Consider the following 21,894-nt stretch of genomic DNA (forward strand, 5'->3'; position numbering starts at 1 on the left):
ATCGGAACCAATAGTATGAGGGTGATGAAGAGAACGAGGGAGAGACTATGAAGAAAAAAGCAAGTGCATTCGCTGTGGCCCTGTTGCTCCTTTTCCAAACGCTGCTTGGCGCATCGGCCTGGACGACCCATGCTGCGACAAGCGTGCAGGAATCCGTATATGGTGTGACGTATAGCGTCTATAACCCGACATCGCCAGTCGTTCATTCGGATAATATTTTAACAAAAGTTGTGTTAACCGATACGAACGGTTCCGTGATCGATGCCGTGTATCATCCGGACAGCAGTTTGGATATCGGCGCAGCTGTCAATCTCAGCTACGAATGGGAGCTTCCGAACGGACACGGCTACAAGGCCGGGGATACGTTTACCTTCGAGCTGCCGACGCAGTTTGAAATTTTTACCGACATTAACGAACCGCTCGTTTCCGATCAAGGCGAGGTAGGCCGATTTACGGTCGATCGGAACGGAAAGGTCGTCATGACCTTCAACGATTACGTGGAGAACCATTCCAACGTAAGCGGCAAGCTGGAAATTCGCACGGAATTCAGGAAGGAACTCATTAAAGGCAGCACGGAAATCATAATCGCCATTCCCGTAAGAAGCGGCGAGCAGACCGTAATCGTTCGCCTGAAGCCGCAGGGCGGAAAGCTGATCGAAAAGCAAGGAAATGCGGTCGGCAAAAATCAGATAAACTGGACCGTCAAGATCAATACGACGCTTGACAAAATCAAACATGCGGTCGTCACCGATGCAATGCCAGAGGGTCTGGAGCTTATCGACGGTTCTGTCGAGGTTTATTACTTGCAAGTGAACGGAGACGGATCGACGCTCCTTGGCGACAAGGTAGAGGACAGCAAGGTTGCGGTCGCTACGAATAACGGCGCCAAACTTGAGCTTGCGTTCGCGGATGAGACGATCGGCAAGGCGTATGAGATTCGTTTCTCGACGAAGCTGACCGACGGGCCGTCGGGCAAGGTGAAGTTTGAAAATACCGCCGTTCTGTCCGGCGATGACAGGGAAGAAGCGAAAGCGACCGCATCGGTAACGGTGGATCGCGGAGAATTTTTGACCAAATCGTATCGCGAAGATAAAGATACCGGAATCGTCACTTGGACGGTGAAATACAACTTCAACGAAAAACAGATTCCGAAAGACCAAGCGGTCATCACGGATGAATTCAATTCGATTCATACGTGGATTGCCGATTCGCTGAAGGTGTATAAAGGGAATTCGACGAATGCCAAAGATTTGCTTTCTGCGGATGATTATATGGCCGAAGCGACGGGCGCGAACGGGTTCAAACTTCAGTTCAACCAGGATATCGATTCGCCGTATACGATCGTTTACCAAACGAAGCCGGTCGATCGATTGAGCGCCGAAGGCCAGCAGGTCAAAAATAAAGTCGTTTCGGGCGAATCGTCCAAAGAAGCGACAACCCCGGCCCAACAAAGCCGCGCGTTGGCGAAAGGCGTCTCGAATGTCAATTTCGCCGGTAAAACGGCAAAGTGGCAAATTACGGTCAACGGCGATAAAAAGCCGGACGGAAGCAAATACAGCATGGACAACGTGGTAATTACGGATACGTTCCCGAATAACGGTCTCGAATTCGTTCCGAATTCGGTGATCGTAAAAGCCGACGGGAAAACCGTTCCTTCGAGCGATTATAAAGTGGAATACGATCAAGTGCGCGCCGGCTTTGTCATCAAGTTCGCCAAAACCATCGACACCACGTATACGATCGAGTATGAAACGAAGTTTAACATCGGCTGGCTGAAAAACAGGAATGGGAATTTTATCAACAAAGCTTCGATGACGTGGCTTGAAAACGGCAAGGAACAAGGACCGATCGAACGGAGCGCAAGTTTTTCCGCTGACGAATATACGAAAAATAACGGCGGCAAAGACGGCAGCTACAATCCGGTCGAAAAAGAAATTACGTGGAACATCAAGTTGAACTACAATCTCGATCCGATTGCCGATGCAATCGTAACGGATGTTCTGAAACAGAACCAGAAGCTTGTTCCGGATTCGGTCAAGGTGTATGAGATGAAACTGACGGGAGGACGCAATGGCGTTGCCAAGGACGTTGAAGTACCGGCTAACCTGTACGAGGTGACGGAACCGTCCGAAGCGAACGGCAACCGGCTGTCCATTCATTTTACCCGCCCGATCTCATCCGCCTACTGGATAGAGTTCAAAACATCGCTGCAGGGTACGTTGATTGTCAAAAATATCGATAATACTGCCGAGCTGTGGAATGGCAGCAATAAAACGGCGACATGGAATGCCAGCGTGACGGTTCCCCACGGCGGCGAATATGTGACGAAAAGCGGCGGACAAAACGGAAGCAAAATCGATTGGTCGATTCGTATCAATGAAGGCCAGTCGCATATTTCCAACGCCAGAATCATCGACTATCCAAGCGCGAATCAGGTTTTGATCGAGGATTCGTTCCGCCTGTACGCTACCGAAATCGGCGCAAACGGCGATGCGGTCAAAGCCGAAGAGTTGACGAAAGGGAAGGGCTATGCGTTGACCATCTCCAGGCTTGACGGAGATCAAGAGACGTTTGAATTGAGGTTCGCGGAAGACATCTCCACGGCCTATATTTTGGAATACCAATCGTTTATTACCGCCGGAGATAAAGAAACCGTGCAAAATAAGGTGGCGCTCGAAGGAGATCAGCTGAAGACCGAGCTTAGGGAAACGACGGAAGAGATCATTGTCCGCACTTCCTCCGGCTCCGGTTCGGGCGGCGGCGTCACGGGCAGCCTGGAAGTGACGAAGGTCGATCAGGACGATCCGGCGAAGCCGCTTTCGGGAGCGAAGTTCGCACTTTACGATGCGGCGGGCAAACGGGCGGCGATCGTCAAAACGACGGATGCCGACGGCAAAATCCTGTTTACAAAGCTGCTGTACGACGATTATATTTTGAAGGAGCTGGAAGCTCCGGAAGGCTATACGATCGAGCAGGCTGAACGAAACGTAACGATCGACTCCAGTATCGTAAGCCAAGGACATGTGAAGAAACTAATTGTTACGAACCGCAAGGAAGAGCCGGTTGACCCTGGCGAGCCTTCCGAACCCGAAAATCCGGACAACGGATCGGAGAATCCCGATGATGGAACGGAGAATCCGGATGACGGATCGGATAATCCCGATGATGGATCGGAGAATCCGGATGACGGATCGGATAATCCAGATGGTGGATCGGAGAATCCCGATAACGGATCAGAAAATCCGGATAACGGATCGGAGAATCCCGAAACTCCAAGCGGTCCATCGGTTCCGGAAATACCGGTTCCGACGGACAACAATCCGGAGCAGCCGCAGACAACTCAACCAGGGACGCCAACCGAAGAAGTGGAAGTACCGGATGAAGAGATCCCGAAAGGCGAACCGACATTGCCTGACACGCCTTCGACGGACGTTCCGGAGCCCGATCAAGAGCCTGTCGTCGAAATCGAAGAGGAGGAATTGCCGCTCGGCGGAGGCGAACCGGAAACGCAAGCTCCGACATCGGATAATCCGGTCAAGACGCTTCCGAAAACCGGCGAAGCAAGCCGCTATCCGTTCTATTTGGCGGGTTTCGGGCTGATCGCCCTCGGCGTATGGGCAGGCCGTAGACACATGATGAAACGATAACTCGTTAGCGGCGCTTCGGCTCCCCTTGTCCTGGAAGCAGGGCAGGGGGAGCTTTTTTAAAGAATCGACTTTGTAATATTTCTCGTAGATTAGCGCCGGAACCGTCAGAAAGCAGCCCACGAATAAAAGGCAGACGACGAAGAAGCCATAAACGCTTATCTTGTCTGCAATCAGATGACCGCCTACCGAAGCCGTCTTTCCCACGCTTTCGCCGATCGAGAGCAGGTTCGACATCCATTCCGTCTTCATTTGTGTGTCCTCCAATCCCGAATTCTTGATTTCTATTTTAATGCGCAAAGTATCCGGTTCATGTAATGAAAGTCACAATTCAAAGAAGCCTTGATATGAGGGGCGGTACGGTCCCGCAGACAGATTTATACGAAATATCATACAAAAATGTATGCGGAACCGTCTGACGGGCCGACTTTGTATGATAAATCGTACAAATATCATCATAAAAGCGGCAAATGAAGGGTTCTTGAATGAAAAATCACACAAAAGCGCATAGAGAAAGGCCTGATGGGGGCAATTTTGCAGACTCAGGGGCGCAGGTTTCTTTATATTACCAGCCGATGTAACCCATGGTATAATGGAAATGCTTTTCGCCTCGAAACTTAAGGGATGAAAGAGGTAAAATCATGCAGAAAGCCATCATTGTCTATTTTTTGACCGAGAAGAAAAACAATCTCGAGGAGCTGAACCAGTATTTGGCGGACGGGTGGAAAGTCGTCAGTCAAAGAGCGATGAGCAACGGAGGAAACAACGCTTCTTTGTCTTTGGTTATTGTAGAGAAATGAACCCGGAACCGGAACTTGGAGGGAAAATGAAAATCGATCAATTCCGCTGGCTTAACGAGCCGCAAACGTATCAGTTCGATCCCGGCCGAGTCGTCCTTCGGACCGAGCCGTGCACCGATTTATGGCAGCGCACGTACTACGGCTTTCAAAACGATAACGCGCCTGCCCTGCTGACCGAGACGACGGACCCGTTTTTTACGTTTTCGGTCAAGACGGAGTTCGAGAGCAAAAGACGATACGACCAATGCGGCATTTTGGTGTACCTAGACAGCGACAACTGGTTCAAAGCCTCGACCGAATATGAAAACGAGACGTTCCAACGACTCGGCAGCGTCGTCACGAATCGGGGGTACTCGGATTGGGCCACGACGGACATTCCTGCCGGCATCCGTTCGATTTTTTATCGGGTCAGCCGCCGGCGAAGCGATTATCTCATTGAAGCCTCATACGACGGGACGAATTACCGGCAGATGCGCATTTTCCGATTGCTTGAAGGGGGCGAAGCGATCCGGTTCGGCGTTTACGCATGCAGTCCGGAGGACTCGTCGTTCGAGGCGATATTTACCGAGTTTGGAATAGAACCGTGCCGGTGGGAGGAACATACTTAGCTGGGAGAGGGGGCGTCGATCCGGCAAGAGCAAGCCCAAGGAGCGGTCGCGATGATATTCAGCACATTCGACAGATTGGAAGCGCCTCACGGCGAAGCGGCTTTGCGGATCTATCGGGAGGCGTTTCCTAGCCGGAAACCGGATGCCGTCATTCGGGCGATGTTCGAACGGCGACTAAGTTATTTGCATACGGAAAGCACGGAAACCGAAGTGGCGGCGATGGCCATGACAGGCAACATACCGCAAGGGAACGCGCTGCTCATCGACTATTTGGCGGTGGCGGAAGCGAAACGGGAGCGCGGGATCGGGAGCCGGTTCGTGCGGAATATTGCCGACTGGGCCCGATCGGAGAAGCGGTTTCAAGCGATCATTCTCGAGGCGGAAGCGGAACCCGGCCCAGAAAACGAAGCCCGAATCCGTTTTTGGCAGCGCTGCGGATTCGTCTTGACCGATTACGTTCATAAGTACATTTGGGTTCCCGAAACGTATCGCGCCATGTATTTGCCTTTAGTCGCCGATTGGCGCGTAAGCGATAGAGGAGAAACGTTGTTCCGCTGGATCGGGGAGTTTCACCGTCGTTCGTTCGCAAGGTAAGAGGAAAATCGGTTCCCCTTCAATCTCTATCGTGAAATTGAACGTTCATAACCGTTCGCCAGCCCATAAGACAGATCAACAGCCAGGCCCCGCCGGCGGCGAAGCCCGCGATGACGTCGCTGGGATAATGCACGCCTAAATAGACGCGGCTCAGGCCGATCATCAAAATCAGGACAATCGCCATGCCGCCGATGAAGATTTTTAAAAATCCCGACTTTACGTACATGGAGCAGAAAATCCCCAGCATTCCATAGAAGATGACGGCAATCATGGAATGTCCGCTCGGAAAGCTGTACCCGGTGATTTCAATCAATCGCTGGATATCCGGTCTCGGACGTTCGAAAGTCCGCTTGAGCAGCAGGTTGAAAAGTCCGCCTCCGCCGGCGGCAACGACCAGGAACAAGGCTTCCCATCGCTTTTTTTGCCGCAGCAGGAAAACGACGAGAAGAAGAAGGAGCAGGACCACGGCCGCCGTTGAGCCCAGCGACGTCAACACTTTCATTATAGCGGTTAGCTCCGGAGCCGTCATTCCCTGTACCCGCTCGATAATGGACAGGTCAAAACGGGTCAAGCCGTTCTCCGCCAATTCGTCCGCGAACCTGGCGAATATAAACACGAAAACAAAGAGCAGCAAGGATGAAATCACCCATTCTCTTTTGGCGGATGCGCCCAATCGGTACAGCTTCATTCCGAATCCCCTTGTCGATCTTCTATTAATAGCTTTCCTTAAATATTATATCGTTCGGGACCGGGAGCTGGCAAAGGGACGAGGCGATCAGGCTGCGTCGACTTCGCGACACGAAAAAAAGGGATGAAGCGGAATCGCATCCGCAACATCCCTTTCGATTGTCCGGCTGTACGGCCGAGGGGATTACATCTTCTGCTGCGGGGCGGCGGCCGTAGTCATTTCCGAATACGTTTTTTGACAAACCATGTTGGAAATGCGGGGAATGTACACCATCTCGCCGGCTCTCAATTGGTTCGGATCGGAGAGATGCGGGTTGGCTTCCTCCAGGATGGCTTGCGGCATGTTGTACTTGTGCCCGATCGAGGCGAGCGAATCCCCGGGCTGCGTCTGATGCTGCGCGTAGACCATGTCGTCCGAGCTGCCGTCTCGGAAAAACGGAAAGAAAAACGGGGAAAAGAAGAAAAAGGGAAACAGGAAACGGTTCGGGAAAAACGGGTGCGGGAACGGACGAAAGAAGGGGCGGCCGAAACCTCCGCCGGGAAAAAATCCGCGATCCATCGGGCAACCTCCAATAAAAAATAGTCATTTGTCTATAGCATATTGCGGCGCGGGCAAACGGTTACGGAAAAAATGAATTTTCGCCTCTGCAAATATCGCGACCGATCCGCCGGCTTCGCAAAGGACGAGCCGCGGGAGACGCTTGGCGAAAAGCTGATGCTGCCGGCCTGGTTCGAAGCGAATCGCGCCCGAATCGAACAAAGTCTTACGCCGTTCTCCGTCCGCGTTCTGGATGCGGATAAGCAATGACGCGTCAAACCGAAAAAACAGGAGGCTCAACTATGGCGATTATCGATCCGTCGGAACAAAGCGAGCGCGACAATTACAAGCTGTTGATCGGCAGCATTTTGCCAAGGCCGATCGCGCTGGTGACGACGTTGTCCGAAGCGGGCGTCGTGAATGCCGCGCCGTTCAGCTATTTCAACATCGTAACGGCCAACCCGCCGATGATTTCGGTATCCGTCCAACGAAAAAACGGCCGGCCCAAGCATACCGCGAGCCATGCGATTGCCGCCGGCGCGTTTGTCGTGCATATTACGGACGAAGCCAACGTCGAGGCGGCCAACCAAGCTGCGGCGAACCTGCCCGCGGAGGAAAGCGAGCTTCCGTTCGCGGGCTTGACGGCGGTCCCGAGCGAGAAGGTGATCGTTCCGGGCGTCGCCGAGGCGAAAATCCGCATGGAATGCGTGCTGGAGCATGCTTATCCGCTGGGCGGAACGGAGGAGGAGCCGGCCTGCGATTTGCTGATCGGACGCGTCGTTTGCTTCCACGTGGACGACGGGCTGCTGCAGGACGGGCGTATCGACGCGCGGGGGCTGCAGCCGGTCAGCCGCCTGGCCGGCAACAGCTACGGGAAGTTAGGCGAAATTTTTTCGCTGGATCGGCCCGAATAAACAGGCCCCGACTTCTCCATCCGCCGAGCGCGGCCGCATGAAGCAAGCGGATATGTTCACTGCTTCCCCAAGATATGTTCATCGACCTTCAAGCCGGCGATTTTTACAATAGAAGCACGATGAAAGCCATTGGAGGTATCGGCGTGAGCGTTTCGATAAAGGAGCAGTACGACGTCGTCGTGTGCGGCGGCGGTTTGGCGGGGTTTTGCGCGGCGGTGGCGGCGGCCAGGCAGGGGATGAACACCTGCATCATTCAAGACCGGCCGGTGTTCGGAGGGAACAGTTCGTCGGAAATTCGGGTGACGCCGCACGGGGCGGCCCAGTTTCATGCTTACGCAAGAGAAACGGGCATCATTTCGGAGCTGCTGGCGGAGGAACGCGCCGCCAATCACGAAAAAGTGCGCGAAAACGGCTGGACGAACAGCGTATGGGACATGACGATGTACGATATGGCGATGTCGACGCCGAATTTGGCGTTTCACTTGAACTCGACGGTGACGGAAGTCGTCATGGACGGTCCGCGCAAGATTAGCGCCGTCAAAGTCAAAATCGCCGGCGCCGAGACGGAGCTGACTGTCCAAGGCAAAGTGTTTATCGACAGCACCGGGGACGGCGTCGTCGCCGATAAGGCCGGGTGCGAATGGCGATGGGGGACCGAGGGCCGCGACGAATTCGGCGAACCGCACGCGCCCTCGCGGGCGAGCAAGGATACGATGGGCAGCTCCATTCATTTCCGGGCGAAAGATATGGGCCGTCCGGTTCCGTTCCGCGCGCCGGAGTGGGCGGTCAAGCACGAGGATCCCGCCTATTTTTACAAGCAGGGCCGGCATTTTTACGACCTCGTCTCCGGCTACTGGTGGATCGAAATCGGCGTGCCGTGGAACACGATTTACGACAACGAGCAAATTCGGCACGAGCTTACGCGGCATACGCTCGGCATTTGGGACTGGATCAAAAACCGCGACCCGGAGCTGAAGGAAAAAGCGGCGAATTACGCGCTCGACTGGATCGGCCAGGTGCCGGGCAAACGGGAAAGCCGCCGCATTATCGGCCGCTACTTCATGACCGAACACGATCCGGCGAACAAGACGGTATTCCCTGACGAGATCGCCTACGGCGGCTGGTTCATCGATTTGCACACGGCGGGCGGACTGCTGGCGCCGACGGCGGAGCCGGCGAGCGCGGAAGGCTATTCCGAAACAAGCGATTACGCGATCAAAAGCTATTGCGGGCCGTACGGCATTCCGCTGCGGATTATGATTCCGAAGGACGTCGACAATTTGCTGACGGCCGGACGCAACGTCAGCGTCTCCCATGCGGCCCTCGGCACGGTGCGGGTCATGGCGACGACGGCGCTGATGGGACAAGCGGCGGGCACGGCGGCGGCGTTCGCGCTCCGAAACGGCATCGGCGTCGCCGACGTGCCGGATGCCTGCATGACGGAAGTGCAGCAGCGGCTGCTGCGCGACGGCTGCTTCTTGCCGAACGTCCGAAACGAGGATCCGGGCGATATGGCACGCGTCGCCCATGCCGAGGCGAGCAGCGCGGCAAGCGTTTACGGAGTCGGGCCCGAAAGCTCCGACCGAACCGGCGGGTTCCGTCCGTTTGCCCTCGAAGAAACGGCGGAACCGCTGACCTGCCGCCGCGGGCAATGGATCGCCGTCGGCGCGGAAGAAATTCACGCGCTGGCCGTTTGCCTCAGCAACGGAACGGACAGCGTGCAGAAGGTGGAGGCGGCGCTTGTGCCGGTCGACCATATTTGGGATTACCGCGCCGAACCCTATCCTCCGCTGGCGACGGCGACGCTCGACGTGCCGCCGGGGAACAAGGTCTGGATCGAGTGGCCGGTCATGATCGGCGCCGACGACGGGCTTGTCCCCGGCACCTATGCGAGACTGGATCTGATGGCCAATCCGAATGTCGAATGGCATATGGCCGGAACGATTTTGCCGGGCCACGTATCGGCGTTCGAGATGGGAGCCGGCCGGATGCGCCGCTATCGCGACGGGGGGACGCTCAGCTTCCGGATCGATCCGCCGCAGCCGTCCTACGGGGCATCCAACGTCTTGTCCGGCGTCGCCCGCCCCTACGATTTCACGAACGTGTGGCGCTCCGATCCCGCCCGGCCGCTGCCGCAATGGATCGGATTGCAGTGGGAAACGCCCCGCCGGATCGGACGGGTGGAGCTTGCGTTCCCCGGGCATCTGTTTCGGGAATATCACGGGTATCCGCCATTTTATCGCGATCCGCAATGCCCGAAGGAATATGCGGTCGAAGCTTACGCGAACGGGGAATGGCGCGAGCTCGTCCGCGTCCGCGACAATTTCCGGCAGCGCCGGGCGCACGATTTTCCGAACGGCGTTTTCGCTTCCCGGCTAAGGGTCGTCGTCTATGCCACTAACGGCGATCCATCGGCCGCGGTAAGCGAAATTCGCTGTTACGCTCCCGAAAGCCGATAACGGCCGATTTGCCGCCCTCCCATGTCGGGGGCGGCATGTTCCGGTCTCGGGGCTTTCTGTGGTAAACTGCCCATATCATGAATGTTCGGGAGGTCGCGGCATGAAGGCATGGAGGTCGCTTTGGCCGGCAAGCATCAAAAATCGGCTGTTCGTCTCGATCCTTTTGTTCGTGCTCGTTCCTTCCGCATTTCTGCAGCTCCGAAACATCAGCCAGCTGGAAACGGCGATGGAATCGAATATCTCGCAGCAAAACGCCGCCCAACTCGATTCGATCAAAAACGGAATGGAAAACTTGCGAATCGGCGTTCTGGGAGGCATGCTGCAATTGGAGCGGGATCCCGAGCTGATCGCGATGCTGTCCTCGCCGGGCGAGCTTGCGGATACGAACCGGGAGCTGCAAATCGCCAACCGGCTGCTCGCGCTGAAGCAGCGGCTGATGAATGCGCTTACCCCGGTCCACATTACGCTGGCCGACCAATATGGCCATGTCTATACGACGACCGAGGAGGGGGAGCCCGAGCGCTTCGTGTCCGTCTCGGACATTACGGGGCAGCCGGAGTATGCGACGCTGTCCGACACCGGTCAATCGTACATGTGGGCCGTTCACGAGTCGCGCGACCTGCTGGCGGATCTTTTTCCGCAATCGGAGCTTTACTCGCTGTTCGCCAAACTGACGACGGTAGACGGGGACACGTTCGGCTATTTGCGCATCACTCTCGATATCCGGACCTGGCTTCAGTCGATGACGAACGGCTTTCAGGTCAAGCAGACATACTATTTGTTCGACGGCGACAGGAAGCCGATATTGCTGCCGCAGGACGATCGCGCGACAGCGCAGCTTCTCGGCATGCGGGAGCTGTTCGCGAACGATCCTTACCGCCATGCGACGGACGAGAACAGTCAGTTTATTTATAACGGCATTTATTTGCCCAATCTGGACTGGACGCTCGTCACCCGCTTCCCGCTCGAGGCGCTCTCCGGCAATCTCCGCGCGATGAGAAGCGAGGTGATCGTTTCCTTTTCGCTCACCGTCGTCTTGTTTATCGGCGTTACCTACGCGATCGTTTCCTCCATCGTCAGGCCGCTTCGCGCGCTCCAGCGAACGATGAAGGAGCTGGTCGACCGGGATCTCGACGTCCGCATTCCCGAGCACCGATTCAAGGGCGAGCTTCTGGTGCTGGCCAAGGCGTTCAACGGGATGATCGGCGACATCAAAGGCCTCATCTCCCGGCTTCGGACGGAGGAACGGCAGAAGGAGGCGTTTCATTTTCAAATGCTCATGTCCCAGATGAATCCTCATTTTCTGCTCAATACATTGAACACGATCAAGTGGAACGCCCGCAACCACGGCGATCTCGCCACGTCCGAAATTTGCCAAAATCTCGGCCGGCTGCTGGAATCGAGTTTGAACAGCGAAGTCGACCTGGTCCATTTAAAAGAAGAGATCGAGCTGGTCAAAGCTTACGCGTACATTCAATCGTTCCGGTACGACCACAGCTTCAAGACCGAGTACGAAATCGACGAAGAGCTGCAATATGCGCTCGTGCCGAAGCTTAGCCTGCAGCCGCTTGTGGAAAACGCCATTTACCATGGCCTGGTGCATATGAAGGACGGAGGCGCCATTCGCATCTCCGCCGCGCGCCGGGAACGGCAGCTTCGGATCGAAATCCGGGACAACGGGCAAGGGCTGGGCGGCGAAAAACCGAAATCCGGGCGCAAACGGAAGGGGATCGGCCTCAGCAATTTGCGCGCCCGACTGGAGCTGCTGTTCAAGGACCGGTCGTCTCTTTCGCTGTTTCCGCTGGAGCAGGGCACGTTGGTCGTGCTGGAAATGCCCCTGCTCATCTCTTCCCCCTACGACATGGAGGTGAAGCCCGATGTGGAAAATTCTGCTCGTTGAAGACGAGCCGTTCGTCCGCCGTTCGATCCGGAACGCCATCCCTTGGGAGGAACACGGGTTCACGATCGCCGGGGAAGCGTCGCACGGCCAGGAAGCGTTGGAGAAAATGAAGGAGCTCGACCCGGATATCGTCGTTACCGATATTTTCATGCCGTATATGGACGGAATCGAGCTGCTGAAGACGGCCCGCGCCGAAGGCAGCGAAGCCCGGTTCATCATGCTGACGTGCGCGGGCGAATTCGAGTATGCGCGCGCGGCGCTCGAGCATGGCGCAAGCGGGTACATTCTCAAGCTGTCGATGGAAGACGACCAGCTGATCGGCGCGCTCGGCAAGGCGAAGGCGGAGCTCGACAAAATCGCGCGCCAGCAGGAACGCGCGCTGTGGGACTCGATCGGCAGCCGGATCGGGTATTTGTGGCGCGACATGCTCGGCAAGGAGCTGAGCGGCTATGAGCGCGAGAAGCTGGAGGAGCTGAAGCGGCATGGCTGGAACGGCGGCCGGCTGACGATCGCCACTGCGCTGAGCGGGTCCGAGCCGTTCGGCTGCGAGCGCTTCTGCGCGTTGCTCGGCGTATCGCCCGGCAACGGGGAGCTTGTCCATTCGTTTGCCCATATGGGGCAGACGACGCTGTTCATCCGGTGGAGCGGGGGGGCGCAGCCGGAGCTGCTGAAGCTGCCCGACCGGCAGCTTCCGGTCATCTGCCGCAGCGCGAGCGGGGAAGAGATCGAGGCGAAATGGCTGGCCAATCTCCGCTGGCTCGATCGTTTTTATTATAGCCGACCGACCGGCGGCGGCGCAGAAACGGACGGCGCGGAGTGGAACATGCCGGGCGTGCCCTGGGAGGTCGAACAGCCCGTCGTTCGGGCCTACGAGCGTCACGCGATCGCCGAATGCGCGGAGCTGCTCGCCGGCTTATGGGCGTATATGGCCGAGCGGGCGCTGCCGATGGTGCTGGCCAAGGAAACGGCGGAGCGGCTGGACAAATTGTTCGCGAGAATCAGCCGCAAGCCGCAGGAAGATACCGCGGCGCTAATGGCTTGCGTCCGGCACGACGCGCTGCTGCGAGAGCTGGACGGCCGGATGCGGCGGTACGCCAAAGGCAGCGGACGGCAAAACCCGGTCGAAACCGACCATCCCGAAATCAACGCCATCCTCCGTTATGTTCAGCAGCATTACGACCAGGAAATTTCGCTGCAAGCAATGGCCCAGCACGTCAACATGGACGAAAATTACTTGAGCAGCCTGTTCAAGAAAAAAACGGGCGACACGTTCATCAACTATTTGCAGCGGCTGCGGGTGGAGGAAGCGAAGTTTTACTTGGAGGAGACGGAGCTTGCGGTGGCCGAAATCGCCGAGCGCTGCGGGTTTTCGAATCCGAGCTACTTCTTCAAAATTTTCAAGCGCTGGACGGGAGCGACGCCGAACGAGCACCGGACGGTCCGCAAGCGCGAAACGTCCGGGTCCGGGAGCGGCGTCGGGCTTTGACGGGGGCCGGGGCCAGGCCGGGCCGGGGGCTGAATGGACGCAATGGCGGATTGGCGATGGGTTTGGTTTGAAAGGCAAGAAGGGGACCGGACGGACTACATGGCGGGTTAACGGCGGATTTGGCGGGCAAGAAGGGGATTCAGGGGCTGAAATTATCAAGTCAAGGGACTGAACGATTGGCAGAACTTTTTTGCCGATCGGCAGTCCTTTCGCTTTTTTCAAAGGGATACATGGACTAACGAAGCGGGGAAGCGGGAAAGTGTCGAATGGCCTACAATCGCGTCAGGAGACCGCACGAATCTGAAGTCTCTTCGGATTGAATGAAACTCGGACGCAGCGGACGACACAAATATGTAGGAACACTGACAGCGCAACCGAAGACGCCGCAACCGCAGGCGCCGTAGCCGCAGACAGATGAAATCTGCATGCCGGAACGAAGATTTGTTGATTTTATCGAGCGAATTCATTTGATACGATGCAATTGATTTATGAAAGCGCTTCACAAACTGCGATAAAGGAGTGGTTTTTATGATCGGGCAAGCGCCGAATATGGGGAAAAAGGGGTTGTTTTTGTGCTAGAACAAGCATGGGGGAGGAACAAAGCGCGGAGGTTGCTGGCGGCGGGAATCGCTCTGTTGCTGCTGCTTTCGGCGTTCTCGCCGGCGGCGAGAGCCGCATCCGATGCGACAGCGGAAGCGGCCTATGCCCAGGAGGAAACGGGAACCTACCGCTGGGGCGGCGTTCCGATCGGGGGAGGCGGCTATGTTACGGGGATCGTCGTTCACCCGAACGAACCCGATCTCGTCTACATCCGCACCGATGTCGGTGGCATCTACCGATGGAACGAGACAAGCGCAAGCTGGAAACAGCTTGTCGGTTGGGCGGATCGCAGCCAGATCAATCTTTACGGCGGCGAAAGCATCGCGATCGATCCGTCCGATCCGGACGTCGTCTATGCGGCGCTGGGCAAGTACGATTATTTGCGGCCAAGCGACATTTACAAATCGACGGACCGGGGCGAAACCTGGACCGCCACCGGCCTTAACGCGAACGGAGCCCAGGTCCGCATGGCCGCGAACGGCGGAAACCGAACCGCGGGGGAACGGCTGGCAGTCGATCCGAACGACGGCTCCGTCGTTTTTTTCGGATCGCGGTACGACGGTTTGTTCCGCAGCGGGGAAGGGGCGGCGCCCGGCAGTTGGACCCGGGTTGCGGGATTGCCGGTCGCCGGCAGCTCGCCCCACGGCGTCACGTTCGTCCTGTTCGATCCGTCTTCGGGTTCGCCGGGTGAAGGCAGCGCCGTTATTTATGCGGGCGTGCACAATTCGGGCGTTTACCGCAGCTCGGATTACGGCGACACCTGGACGCTGCTGACGGGCAGCCCAGCGCAGCCGCTCAGGGCGGCGGTAGACCCGAACGGCAAGCTGTACGTCGCGCATGGCGCCGGCCTTGCCGCCTATGAAAGCGGAGCTTGGTCCGACAGGACGCCGGCCGCCGATACGGGCAAAACGTTCGGTTCGATCGCGATCGATCCCGCCAATCCGGACCGGCTGATCGCGGCGCGCAAGCTCGACAGCCACGGCAACCCGATTTACCGGTCCGAGGACGGCGGCGCGACGTGGGAGACGGTGCCGTACGAACGCGATATCCGCGTGCCGTGGATGCCCGACTGGCACTGGTCGTCGGCAACGTCGGCGCTGGCGTTCGACCCGTTCCGTCCCGGCCGGGTCTGGCTGACGGACTGGTATTACCCCTGGCGGACCGAGGATATCGATGCGACGCCGACCGTTTGGCGCAACGATGCGAAAGGGTTGGAGACGGTCGTGAACGTCGCCAATCTGGTCAGTCCGCCGGGCGGGGGAACGATCCTCCATTCGGGCATTGCGGACAACGGGGGGGTTCGATCACCGATCGCTGGACGAAGTGCCGGCTTCCACTTACTTTACGGGAACGGACGGCATCCACGAGCTGACGACGACCGGCATCGACGTGCAGCAGCGAGACCCGAACTTCGTCGTCCGCGTCGGGACGTACGGCTGGAACGGAGACGGCCGCGAGGATCCCGGTTCGGGCGGTTATTCGGAAGACGGCGGCACGAGTTATACGGCGTTCGCCTCGCTGCCCTACAAGGGAGCGCAAGGCGGCAAAGTCGCGGTGTCGGCGACCTCGCCCGACGTCATCGTATGGGTGCCGCAGATGGGCGATATCCACTATACGGCCGACCGCGGCGCGACCTGGCAGAAGGCGGTCGGCGCGCCGTCCGGACTGCTGACGGGCAACCATATTTTCGGCAACTATTATCAGCCTCTGTCGGCCGATAAAGTACAGGGCGATACGTTTTACGTTTATGAAAAAAACGGCAGCTTCTACCGCAGCTCCGACGGAGGCCGAACCTGGGCAAAAGTCTCGACGCTGCCGGCGCAGCAGACCGCCTGGCATACGGTGGAAGCCGCGCCGGGCGTCATGGGCGAAGTTTGGGTAAGCTTGAACGATCAAGGGCTGTACCGGTCGAGCGACGGCGGCGAATCGTTCGGCAAAGTTCCGGGCGTTCGGCAGGCGTTCCTGTTCAGCTTCGGCAAGCACGCGCCGGGCCGCCTCAATCCGGCCGTTTTCGTATACGGCACGGTCGACGGCTTCGACGGAGAAGGCGTCTACCGTTCCGACGACATGGGAGTCACGTGGACGAGGGCGAGCGTCGACAATCCGTTTCCGGGGAACGACCCGAACGCGATGACCGGAGACCGGCAAGTGCACGGAAGAGTATACGTCGGCACGAACGGTACGGGCATTCTGTACGGCGCGTTGGCCGAGCCGCTGCCCGAACCGGAATACGAAAACGACGCGTCGCCCCCGAACGCGCCGGCGAACCTGCGGGCGGGCAAGACGACGCCGCATGCCGTCGACCTTCATTGGGACGCTTCCGCCTACGCGGATTCGGGCATGAAAGGCTACCGGGTGCTGGACGAAAACGGAGCCCCCGTGGCGGAAACGTACGGCACCTCGTTCAGCGTAGCCGGGCTGCAGCCGGAAACGCCGTATTCGTTCCGCGTGCAGGCGATCGACATGGCCGGCAACGTCTCGGCGCCGAGCGAACCCGTTTCGGCGACGACTTCGGCCGTCGATGCCGAGCCGCCGGCAGCCCCGACGGGACTTGCGGCCACGGAAACGGCGGCGTTCCGCATCTCGCTCGGGTGGTCTCCCGTCGAGGCGGACGATTTGCTCGGCTACCATGTTTACCGGGGCGCAACGCCCGGCTTCGAGCCGACCGCCGCCAACCGGATCGCGTCGCTGCTGACGGAGCCGGCGTTCGAAGACCGCAACGGGCTCGAAGCGGGAACCGTCTATTATTACCGGGTCCAGTCCGTCGACCAAGCGGGCAACGTTTCCGCGCCTTCGGAGGAGCTGGCCGTTTCGACCGAACCGGACCTGAGCGTAGACGTCATCGTCGACAACCTGGATGCCGGATTTACGTCGGATTCGCCCTGGACGCCGAGCACGTACTCCGCTTCCCGATACGGGGCAAACTATTACCACGACGGCAAAACGCCCGGCAAATGGGCCAAATGGACGCCCTACATTACCGAGCCCGGCGATTACAACGTCTATATGCTGTGGAACGCCTCGGCCGACCGCGTTACCGCCGCACCGCTGGAAATCGGCCACGCGGAAGGAACGGACACGAGCGTTCGGGCGAACCAGACGCAGGACGACAACCGCTGGGTTTACATCGGCACCTACCCGATGGAGGCGGGATCGGACGGCTATGTGAAAATCGTCTCCAACGGCTCCAATACGACGATCGCCGACGCGGTGAAATTTTCGCTCGCGGAGCGGGACGGCTACGGAGCGACGCACCCCGGCGCGGCGAACGCTCCGGATTCGTCGGCTCCTACGATTGCGTTCGATCGGGAGGACGGAACGGAAACCGCCGGCGATTACGTCGTTCGGGGCCGCGCGAACGAAGTCGTATCGCTGACGGTGACGCACAATGGAACCGAGCTGGAGACCCCTTACAAAGAAAGCTGGAGCAACCGGTTTGCCGTTTCCGTCCATCTCGCCGAAGGGACGAACCGGATCGTCGTCGAGGCCGTCGACCGCGCGGGCAACCGGTCGTCCCGGACGCTGACGCTCGAAGCCGGGCCGTCGTATACGCCGGCGGTTTATCGCCAGGGCGTCATCCGGGCCGAACCGGGGCTCGACGGCAACGGCGCCGCGTACGTTCGGCTGGCTCCGGACATCGTGGCCCAGGCGGCTTCGGCATCGCCAAAGAAAAACATCGCGATCGCCGCAGCCATCCCGGAAGGCGTCTCGGACATCTCGCTCGACTTGCCGGCGGAGCCGCTTCAACGCAAAGCCTGCTCCTGCCGGGTCAGCCTCGATCTCGGCATCGCCGAAATCGATTTGCCCGCGGGCGAGCTTGTCCGCGGCGGCACGGCCGACGGAGCGCGGATAAAGCTTCGCGTCGTCCGTACGGGCGATACGTACCGGATTGAACTGACGAACGGACGGGGCGAAGCTTTTGCGACGAAGCCGGTCGACATCGCGCTTTCCTACAAGCTGAACAAAGGGGATGCCCCGGGCAAAGTGAACGTATACCGTCTCCCGGACGACGCAGGCGATAGAGTGCCGCTCAAAGCCGAATACCGTCCGAAGGCCGGCAAAGCCTTTTTCAAATCGCCGCTCCCGGCTACGTTTGCGATCGAATACGGCAAAAAGAAACCGAAAACAAAGTGAGAATCGTGCACGGAATCCCACAGATACGATGATATTGCCCGCTCCGCCGATTCGTTATGATGAAGGTAACGATAACGATGAAACGAGTTGAGGCTATGAAACAGCAGATCGCGGCGCCGGCGCAGATGGCCTCCGGCACCAAAGCCGGCAGGAAGCTGGCCGGCATCTGGCAAATGAAGGCGCTTTATCTGATGCTTCTCCCGTGTCTCGTCTGGTATTTTATTTTCAAATACTTGCCGATGTACGGGGTCATCATTTCCTTCAAGGACTACAATTTCACGGACGGCATCCTGAACAGCCCGTGGGCCGATCCCTGGTACAAGTATTTTCAGCAGTTTTTCGAATCGCCGTATTTTTCGCAGCTGCTGTCGAACACGCTCCTGATCAGCCTGTACAAGCTCGTGTTCGGCATGTTCCCGTCGATCGTGCTGGCCATTTTGTTCCACGAATGCCGGATCAGCTGGCTCAAAAGATGGGTGCAGACGCTTAGCTATATGCCGCACTTTTTGTCCTGGATCATCATTTACGGCATTTCGATCGCGTTCCTGTCGGAAACGACCGGCCTGATCAACCGGTGGATCACGGAAGCGGGCGGCGGCTCCATCCCGTTCATGAATTCCACCGAATGGTTCCGGACCGTGCTCGTCTCCACGGAAATCTGGAAGGATCTCGGCTGGGGCGCCATCATCTATCTGGCGGCGATCAGCGCGATCGACCCGACGCTCTACGAGGCGGCAAGAGTGGACGGAGCAAGCCGGCTGAGAATGATCTGGCACGTGACGCTGCCGGGAATTCGCAACGTCATTACGCTGCTGCTCATTTTGAAAATCGGCAACATTATGGACGCCGGCTTCGAGCAGATCTTCGTTTTCTACAATCCGCGCGTTTACGAGGTAGGCGACATCATCGATACGTGGGTATACCGGACCGGGCTCGAACAGATGAGCTTCAGTCTCGCGACGACGGTCGGCCTGTTCAAATCCGCGATCGGCTTCGTGCTTATTATCGGCGCGAACAAGCTGGCGAAAAGATGGGGGGGAAGCATATGGTAACAGGCAAATCGGACCGGGTGTTTAACGGATTCGTCTACGCTATCCTGATCGCGGTCGCCCTGATGTCCATTTTCCCGCTGCTGTACGTCGTCTCGATGTCGCTTACGCCTTATAGCGAAGTCGTCAAGAACGGAGGCTTCGTGGTCATTCCGCGCAGCCTCTCCTTCGAAGCGTACGAACGTATTTTCGCCGATCCCGCGCTGGGCCGGTCCATGCTCGTCACGGTGTTCGTCACCGTCGTCGGCACGATCGTCAACCTGCTGTTGACGACGATCGCCGCCTACCCGCTCAGCCGCCGCAATTTGAAGGGGCGCACGTTTTTCCTGCTGTTCATCGTCGTGACGATGCTGTTCAACGGAGGTCTCATTCCGACCTATCTGATCGTCCAATCGCTGGGGCTTTTGAACACGGTGTGGTCGCTGATCGTCCCCGGCGCGATCGCTACCTTTAACGTGCTGGTGATGAAAAGCTTTTTCGAAAATCTTCCGGAAGAGCTGTTCGAGTCCGCGAAGATCGACGGGGCGAAGGAATTCCGGATTTTGTGGCAGATCGTGCTGCCGCTGTCCGTCCCGTCCGTCATGACGGTCGGCCTGTTCTACATGGTCGGGCACTGGAACTCCTTTTTTTCCGCCGTGCTGTACATTACCGATTCGGACCTTCATCCGCTGCAGGTCGTCATCCGCAACATGCTGCTGCTTTCGCAATCCAGCGAGCTGCAAGCCGAGGTGACCGTTCCTACGGCCGCGATGCAGATGGCCGCCGTCATCGCGGGAAGCCTGCCGATCATCGCCGTCTATCCGTTTATCCAGAAACACTTTACGAAGGGTATGCTGCTGGGCGCGATCAAGGGATAAACTTGGAAGCCGCGAGGCGGACGAGTATATTCATAGTAAGGACATCAAACCGAAAGAAGGGGTACACGTTGAAAATGAAAAAGAGACTGGTTGCGCTGACGGCGGCCGCGCTGGCGGTTGCGCTCGCGGGCTGCGGCGGCGGCAACGGCGGCGGAAACGCCGCGGGAACGAACGCCGGAGAGGGAGGCGCTTCCTCGCCGGCATCCGCCGAAAAGGTGAAGCTGGAAGCGGCCCAGATCAGCTGGGGCACGAATCTTCCTACCGACGACTTTATCAAAAAGGCGCTTGACGAGAAGCTGAACATCTCGCTCGAAATGACGCTTGTCGGCGATATGGGCGACTACGAGAACCAGATTAACGTCCGCGCGGCTTCCAACAATTTGCCCGACGTGTTTCTGGTGACCGGCAAGCCGCAGCTGCAAAAGCTGGCCGAAGCCGGATCGCTGCTCGATCTGACGTCCTATCTGGACAAAATGCCGGACTATGCGAGCTTTGCCGGCGAAGACGTCCTCAAAAAAGGCAAAATCGACGGCAAGCAATACGCGCTGCCGAAGGCGGGCCAGGCGCTGGCTTACACCTACTGGATTCGCAAGGACTGGCTGGACAACCTCGGTCTGGCCGCGCCAACGACGGTCGACGAACTGTTCGAGGTAGCGAAAGCGTTCACAGAAAAAGATCCGGACGGCAACGGCAAAAACGATACGTTCGGTCTGACGGGCACCAATTTCGATGCGTTCGATCCGATTTTCGGCGCATACGGCGTGACGAACATTTCCAACGTTTCGCAATTTTTCGTCCGTGACGGCAAAGTCGCGAATACGTTTTACCAGCCGGAATTCAAGGATGCGCTCGCCGCGATCAAGCGGTTCCTCGATGCGGGCGTCGTCGACCCCGAAGTGGTCAGCAACAAGGGCACGATGGCCAAAGACAAGGCGTTCCAGGGCAAAGTAGGCATCATTCATACGGAATGGGCGCAAATCATGAAGCCGGCCGAGGTGGAAGCGTGGAAAGGCGCCAACCCGGAAGCGGAATGGATCCAGCTGGCGCCGCCGAAAGGGCCGAACGGCCAGGCGTACGGCAAAGCCATCAACATCGGCGAAGCCGGCGGATTGTGGGTCGTGCCGAAGCGGCTCGAGAACGAGCCGGAGAAGCTTGAAAAAGTATTGGAGCTGTTCAACTATACGTCGACGCCGGAAGGCAACCGGCTCGTGCAGTTCGGCATCGAAGGCACCCACTTTACGCTGAACGGCGATACGGTCGCCATTACGGAGCAAGGTTCCAAGGAAGCGACCTTTACCTGGCTGTACCAGTTCTCGGGCCGTCCGGAGACGGAATATTTGAAAACGAAGTTCGCCGATCTCGTCGAATATATCGATTTCGAAGCGGCGATCCCGCGCATGGAGACGCTGGACGGGTTCGTCCAAAGCCCGGCGGGCTACAACCCGGCCGACGCCAACCGCTACATCGAAGAAGAAATGATCAAGTTCGTTTTCGGCAAAAACGACCTCGCCAACTACGACAAGTTTTTGGAAACGCTTGAAAGCACGTTTAAGTACGATCAGTTCGTCGAATCCGCGGTCGAGCAGCTGAAGGAGCTCGGCTACGGTCAATAACCGCATGGCAA

At 57.9% G+C, this 21,894-nt stretch carries 16 protein-coding genes; 14 read left to right on the forward strand and 2 right to left on the reverse strand.

Annotation, left to right across the window (positions count from 1 at the left end; translation table 11 throughout):
- Positions 1-254 precede the first annotated feature (254 nt).
- From JW799_RS21140 to JW799_RS21155, 4 genes are all read left to right on the forward strand, one after another.
- Positions 255-3,647 (forward strand): collagen binding domain-containing protein, encoded by a 3,393-nt coding sequence (locus tag JW799_RS21140; RefSeq protein ID WP_338026307.1) that lies wholly within the window; start codon positions 255-257, stop codon positions 3,645-3,647.
- Between the two features lie 638 nt (positions 3,648-4,285).
- Positions 4,286-4,444, forward strand: a complete 159-nt coding sequence (locus tag JW799_RS21145; RefSeq protein ID WP_205431562.1) for a hypothetical protein — start codon at positions 4,286-4,288, stop codon at positions 4,442-4,444.
- Between the two features lie 26 nt (positions 4,445-4,470).
- Entirely contained in the window at positions 4,471-5,052 is a 582-nt protein-coding gene (locus JW799_RS21150; RefSeq protein WP_205431563.1) for a DUF1349 domain-containing protein, read from the forward strand.
- 51 nt (positions 5,053-5,103) lie between these two features.
- A complete protein-coding gene (locus JW799_RS21155; protein WP_205431564.1) occupies positions 5,104-5,646 on the forward strand; it encodes a GNAT family N-acetyltransferase in 543 nt (180 codons plus the stop codon).
- A 19-nt stretch (positions 5,647-5,665) separates the two neighbouring features.
- Here JW799_RS21155 and JW799_RS21160 read toward each other — a convergent pair whose 3' ends face one another.
- Together JW799_RS21160 and JW799_RS21165 are read right to left on the reverse strand one after the other, a co-directional pair.
- Entirely contained in the window at positions 5,666-6,334 is a 669-nt protein-coding gene (locus JW799_RS21160) for a phosphatase PAP2 family protein (protein WP_205431565.1), read from the reverse strand.
- 183 nt (positions 6,335-6,517) lie between these two features.
- On the reverse strand, positions 6,518-6,892 hold the full coding sequence (locus JW799_RS21165; protein ID WP_080839225.1) for a LysM peptidoglycan-binding domain-containing protein: 375 nt from the start codon (positions 6,890-6,892) through the stop codon (positions 6,518-6,520).
- Positions 6,893-6,964: 72 nt separating this feature from the next.
- On the opposite strand from JW799_RS21165, the gene JW799_RS21170 reads away from it, so the two are divergent.
- From JW799_RS21170 to JW799_RS21210, 10 genes are all read left to right on the forward strand, one after another.
- Complete coding sequence (locus JW799_RS21170; RefSeq protein ID WP_205431566.1) at positions 6,965-7,141, forward strand: VOC family protein; 177 nt, start codon at positions 6,965-6,967, stop codon at positions 7,139-7,141.
- Positions 7,142-7,173: 32 nt separating this feature from the next.
- Positions 7,174-7,785 (forward strand): flavin reductase family protein, encoded by a 612-nt coding sequence (locus tag JW799_RS21175; protein ID WP_080839227.1) that lies wholly within the window; start codon positions 7,174-7,176, stop codon positions 7,783-7,785.
- Between the two features lie 143 nt (positions 7,786-7,928).
- Positions 7,929-10,244 (forward strand): FAD-dependent oxidoreductase, encoded by a 2,316-nt coding sequence (locus tag JW799_RS21180; protein WP_338026308.1) that lies wholly within the window; start codon positions 7,929-7,931, stop codon positions 10,242-10,244.
- A 100-nt stretch (positions 10,245-10,344) separates the two neighbouring features.
- On the forward strand, positions 10,345-12,144 hold the full coding sequence (locus tag JW799_RS21185) for a sensor histidine kinase (protein WP_205431570.1): 1,800 nt from the start codon (positions 10,345-10,347) through the stop codon (positions 12,142-12,144).
- Complete coding sequence (locus JW799_RS21190) at positions 12,122-13,630, forward strand: response regulator transcription factor (protein ID WP_205431572.1); 1,509 nt, start codon at positions 12,122-12,124, stop codon at positions 13,628-13,630. The genes JW799_RS21185 and JW799_RS21190 overlap by 23 nt, the downstream gene beginning before the upstream one ends.
- A gap of 572 nt (positions 13,631-14,202) precedes the next feature.
- On the forward strand, positions 14,203-15,951 hold the full coding sequence (locus JW799_RS28900; RefSeq protein ID WP_240353364.1) for a WD40/YVTN/BNR-like repeat-containing protein: 1,749 nt from the start codon (positions 14,203-14,205) through the stop codon (positions 15,949-15,951).
- A gap of 409 nt (positions 15,952-16,360) precedes the next feature.
- On the forward strand, positions 16,361-18,364 hold the full coding sequence (locus JW799_RS21195; protein WP_240353785.1) for a golvesin C-terminal-like domain-containing protein: 2,004 nt from the start codon (positions 16,361-16,363) through the stop codon (positions 18,362-18,364).
- Positions 18,365-18,489: 125 nt separating this feature from the next.
- The gene (locus JW799_RS21200) at positions 18,490-19,416 is read left to right on the forward strand and encodes an ABC transporter permease (RefSeq protein ID WP_240353786.1); all 927 of its coding nucleotides are present in this window, start codon (positions 18,490-18,492) and stop codon (positions 19,414-19,416) included.
- Entirely contained in the window at positions 19,410-20,270 is an 861-nt protein-coding gene (locus tag JW799_RS21205) for a carbohydrate ABC transporter permease (RefSeq protein WP_205431584.1), read from the forward strand. Before JW799_RS21200 ends, JW799_RS21205 begins: the two co-directional genes overlap by 7 nt.
- Positions 20,271-20,344: 74 nt before the next feature.
- The gene (locus JW799_RS21210) at positions 20,345-21,883 is read left to right on the forward strand and encodes an extracellular solute-binding protein (protein ID WP_240353787.1); all 1,539 of its coding nucleotides are present in this window, start codon (positions 20,345-20,347) and stop codon (positions 21,881-21,883) included.
- Positions 21,884-21,894 lie beyond the last annotated feature (11 nt).

The sequence above is a fragment of the Cohnella algarum genome (assembly GCF_016937515.1).
GTDB lineage: Bacteria > Bacillota > Bacilli > Paenibacillales > Paenibacillaceae > Cohnella > Cohnella algarum.

Excerpts from the sequence above, each read along its gene's own strand:
- JW799_RS21195 (WP_240353785.1), top strand. The coding sequence starts at position 16,361 with ATGACCGGAGACCGGCAAGTGCACGGAAGAGTATACGTCGGCACGAAC.
- JW799_RS21185 (WP_205431570.1), top strand. The coding sequence starts at position 10,345 with ATGAAGGCATGGAGGTCGCTTTGGCCGGCAAGCATCAAAAATCGGCTG.
- JW799_RS21205 (WP_205431584.1), top strand. The coding sequence starts at position 19,410 with ATGGTAACAGGCAAATCGGACCGGGTGTTTAACGGATTCGTCTACGCT.
- JW799_RS21190 (WP_205431572.1), top strand. The coding sequence starts at position 12,122 with ATGTGGAAAATTCTGCTCGTTGAAGACGAGCCGTTCGTCCGCCGTTCG.
- JW799_RS21165 (WP_080839225.1), bottom strand. The coding sequence starts at position 6,892 with ATGGATCGCGGATTTTTTCCCGGCGGAGGTTTCGGCCGCCCCTTCTTT.
- JW799_RS21210 (WP_240353787.1), top strand. The coding sequence starts at position 20,345 with ATGAAAAAGAGACTGGTTGCGCTGACGGCGGCCGCGCTGGCGGTTGCG.
- JW799_RS21160 (WP_205431565.1), bottom strand. The coding sequence starts at position 6,334 with ATGAAGCTGTACCGATTGGGCGCATCCGCCAAAAGAGAATGGGTGATT.
- JW799_RS21145 (WP_205431562.1), top strand. The coding sequence starts at position 4,286 with ATGCAGAAAGCCATCATTGTCTATTTTTTGACCGAGAAGAAAAACAAT.
- JW799_RS21170 (WP_205431566.1), top strand. The coding sequence starts at position 6,965 with ATGAATTTTCGCCTCTGCAAATATCGCGACCGATCCGCCGGCTTCGCA.
- JW799_RS21175 (WP_080839227.1), top strand. The coding sequence starts at position 7,174 with ATGGCGATTATCGATCCGTCGGAACAAAGCGAGCGCGACAATTACAAG.
- JW799_RS21150 (WP_205431563.1), top strand. The coding sequence starts at position 4,471 with ATGAAAATCGATCAATTCCGCTGGCTTAACGAGCCGCAAACGTATCAG.
- JW799_RS21155 (WP_205431564.1), top strand. The coding sequence starts at position 5,104 with ATGATATTCAGCACATTCGACAGATTGGAAGCGCCTCACGGCGAAGCG.
- JW799_RS21200 (WP_240353786.1), top strand. The coding sequence starts at position 18,490 with ATGGCCTCCGGCACCAAAGCCGGCAGGAAGCTGGCCGGCATCTGGCAA.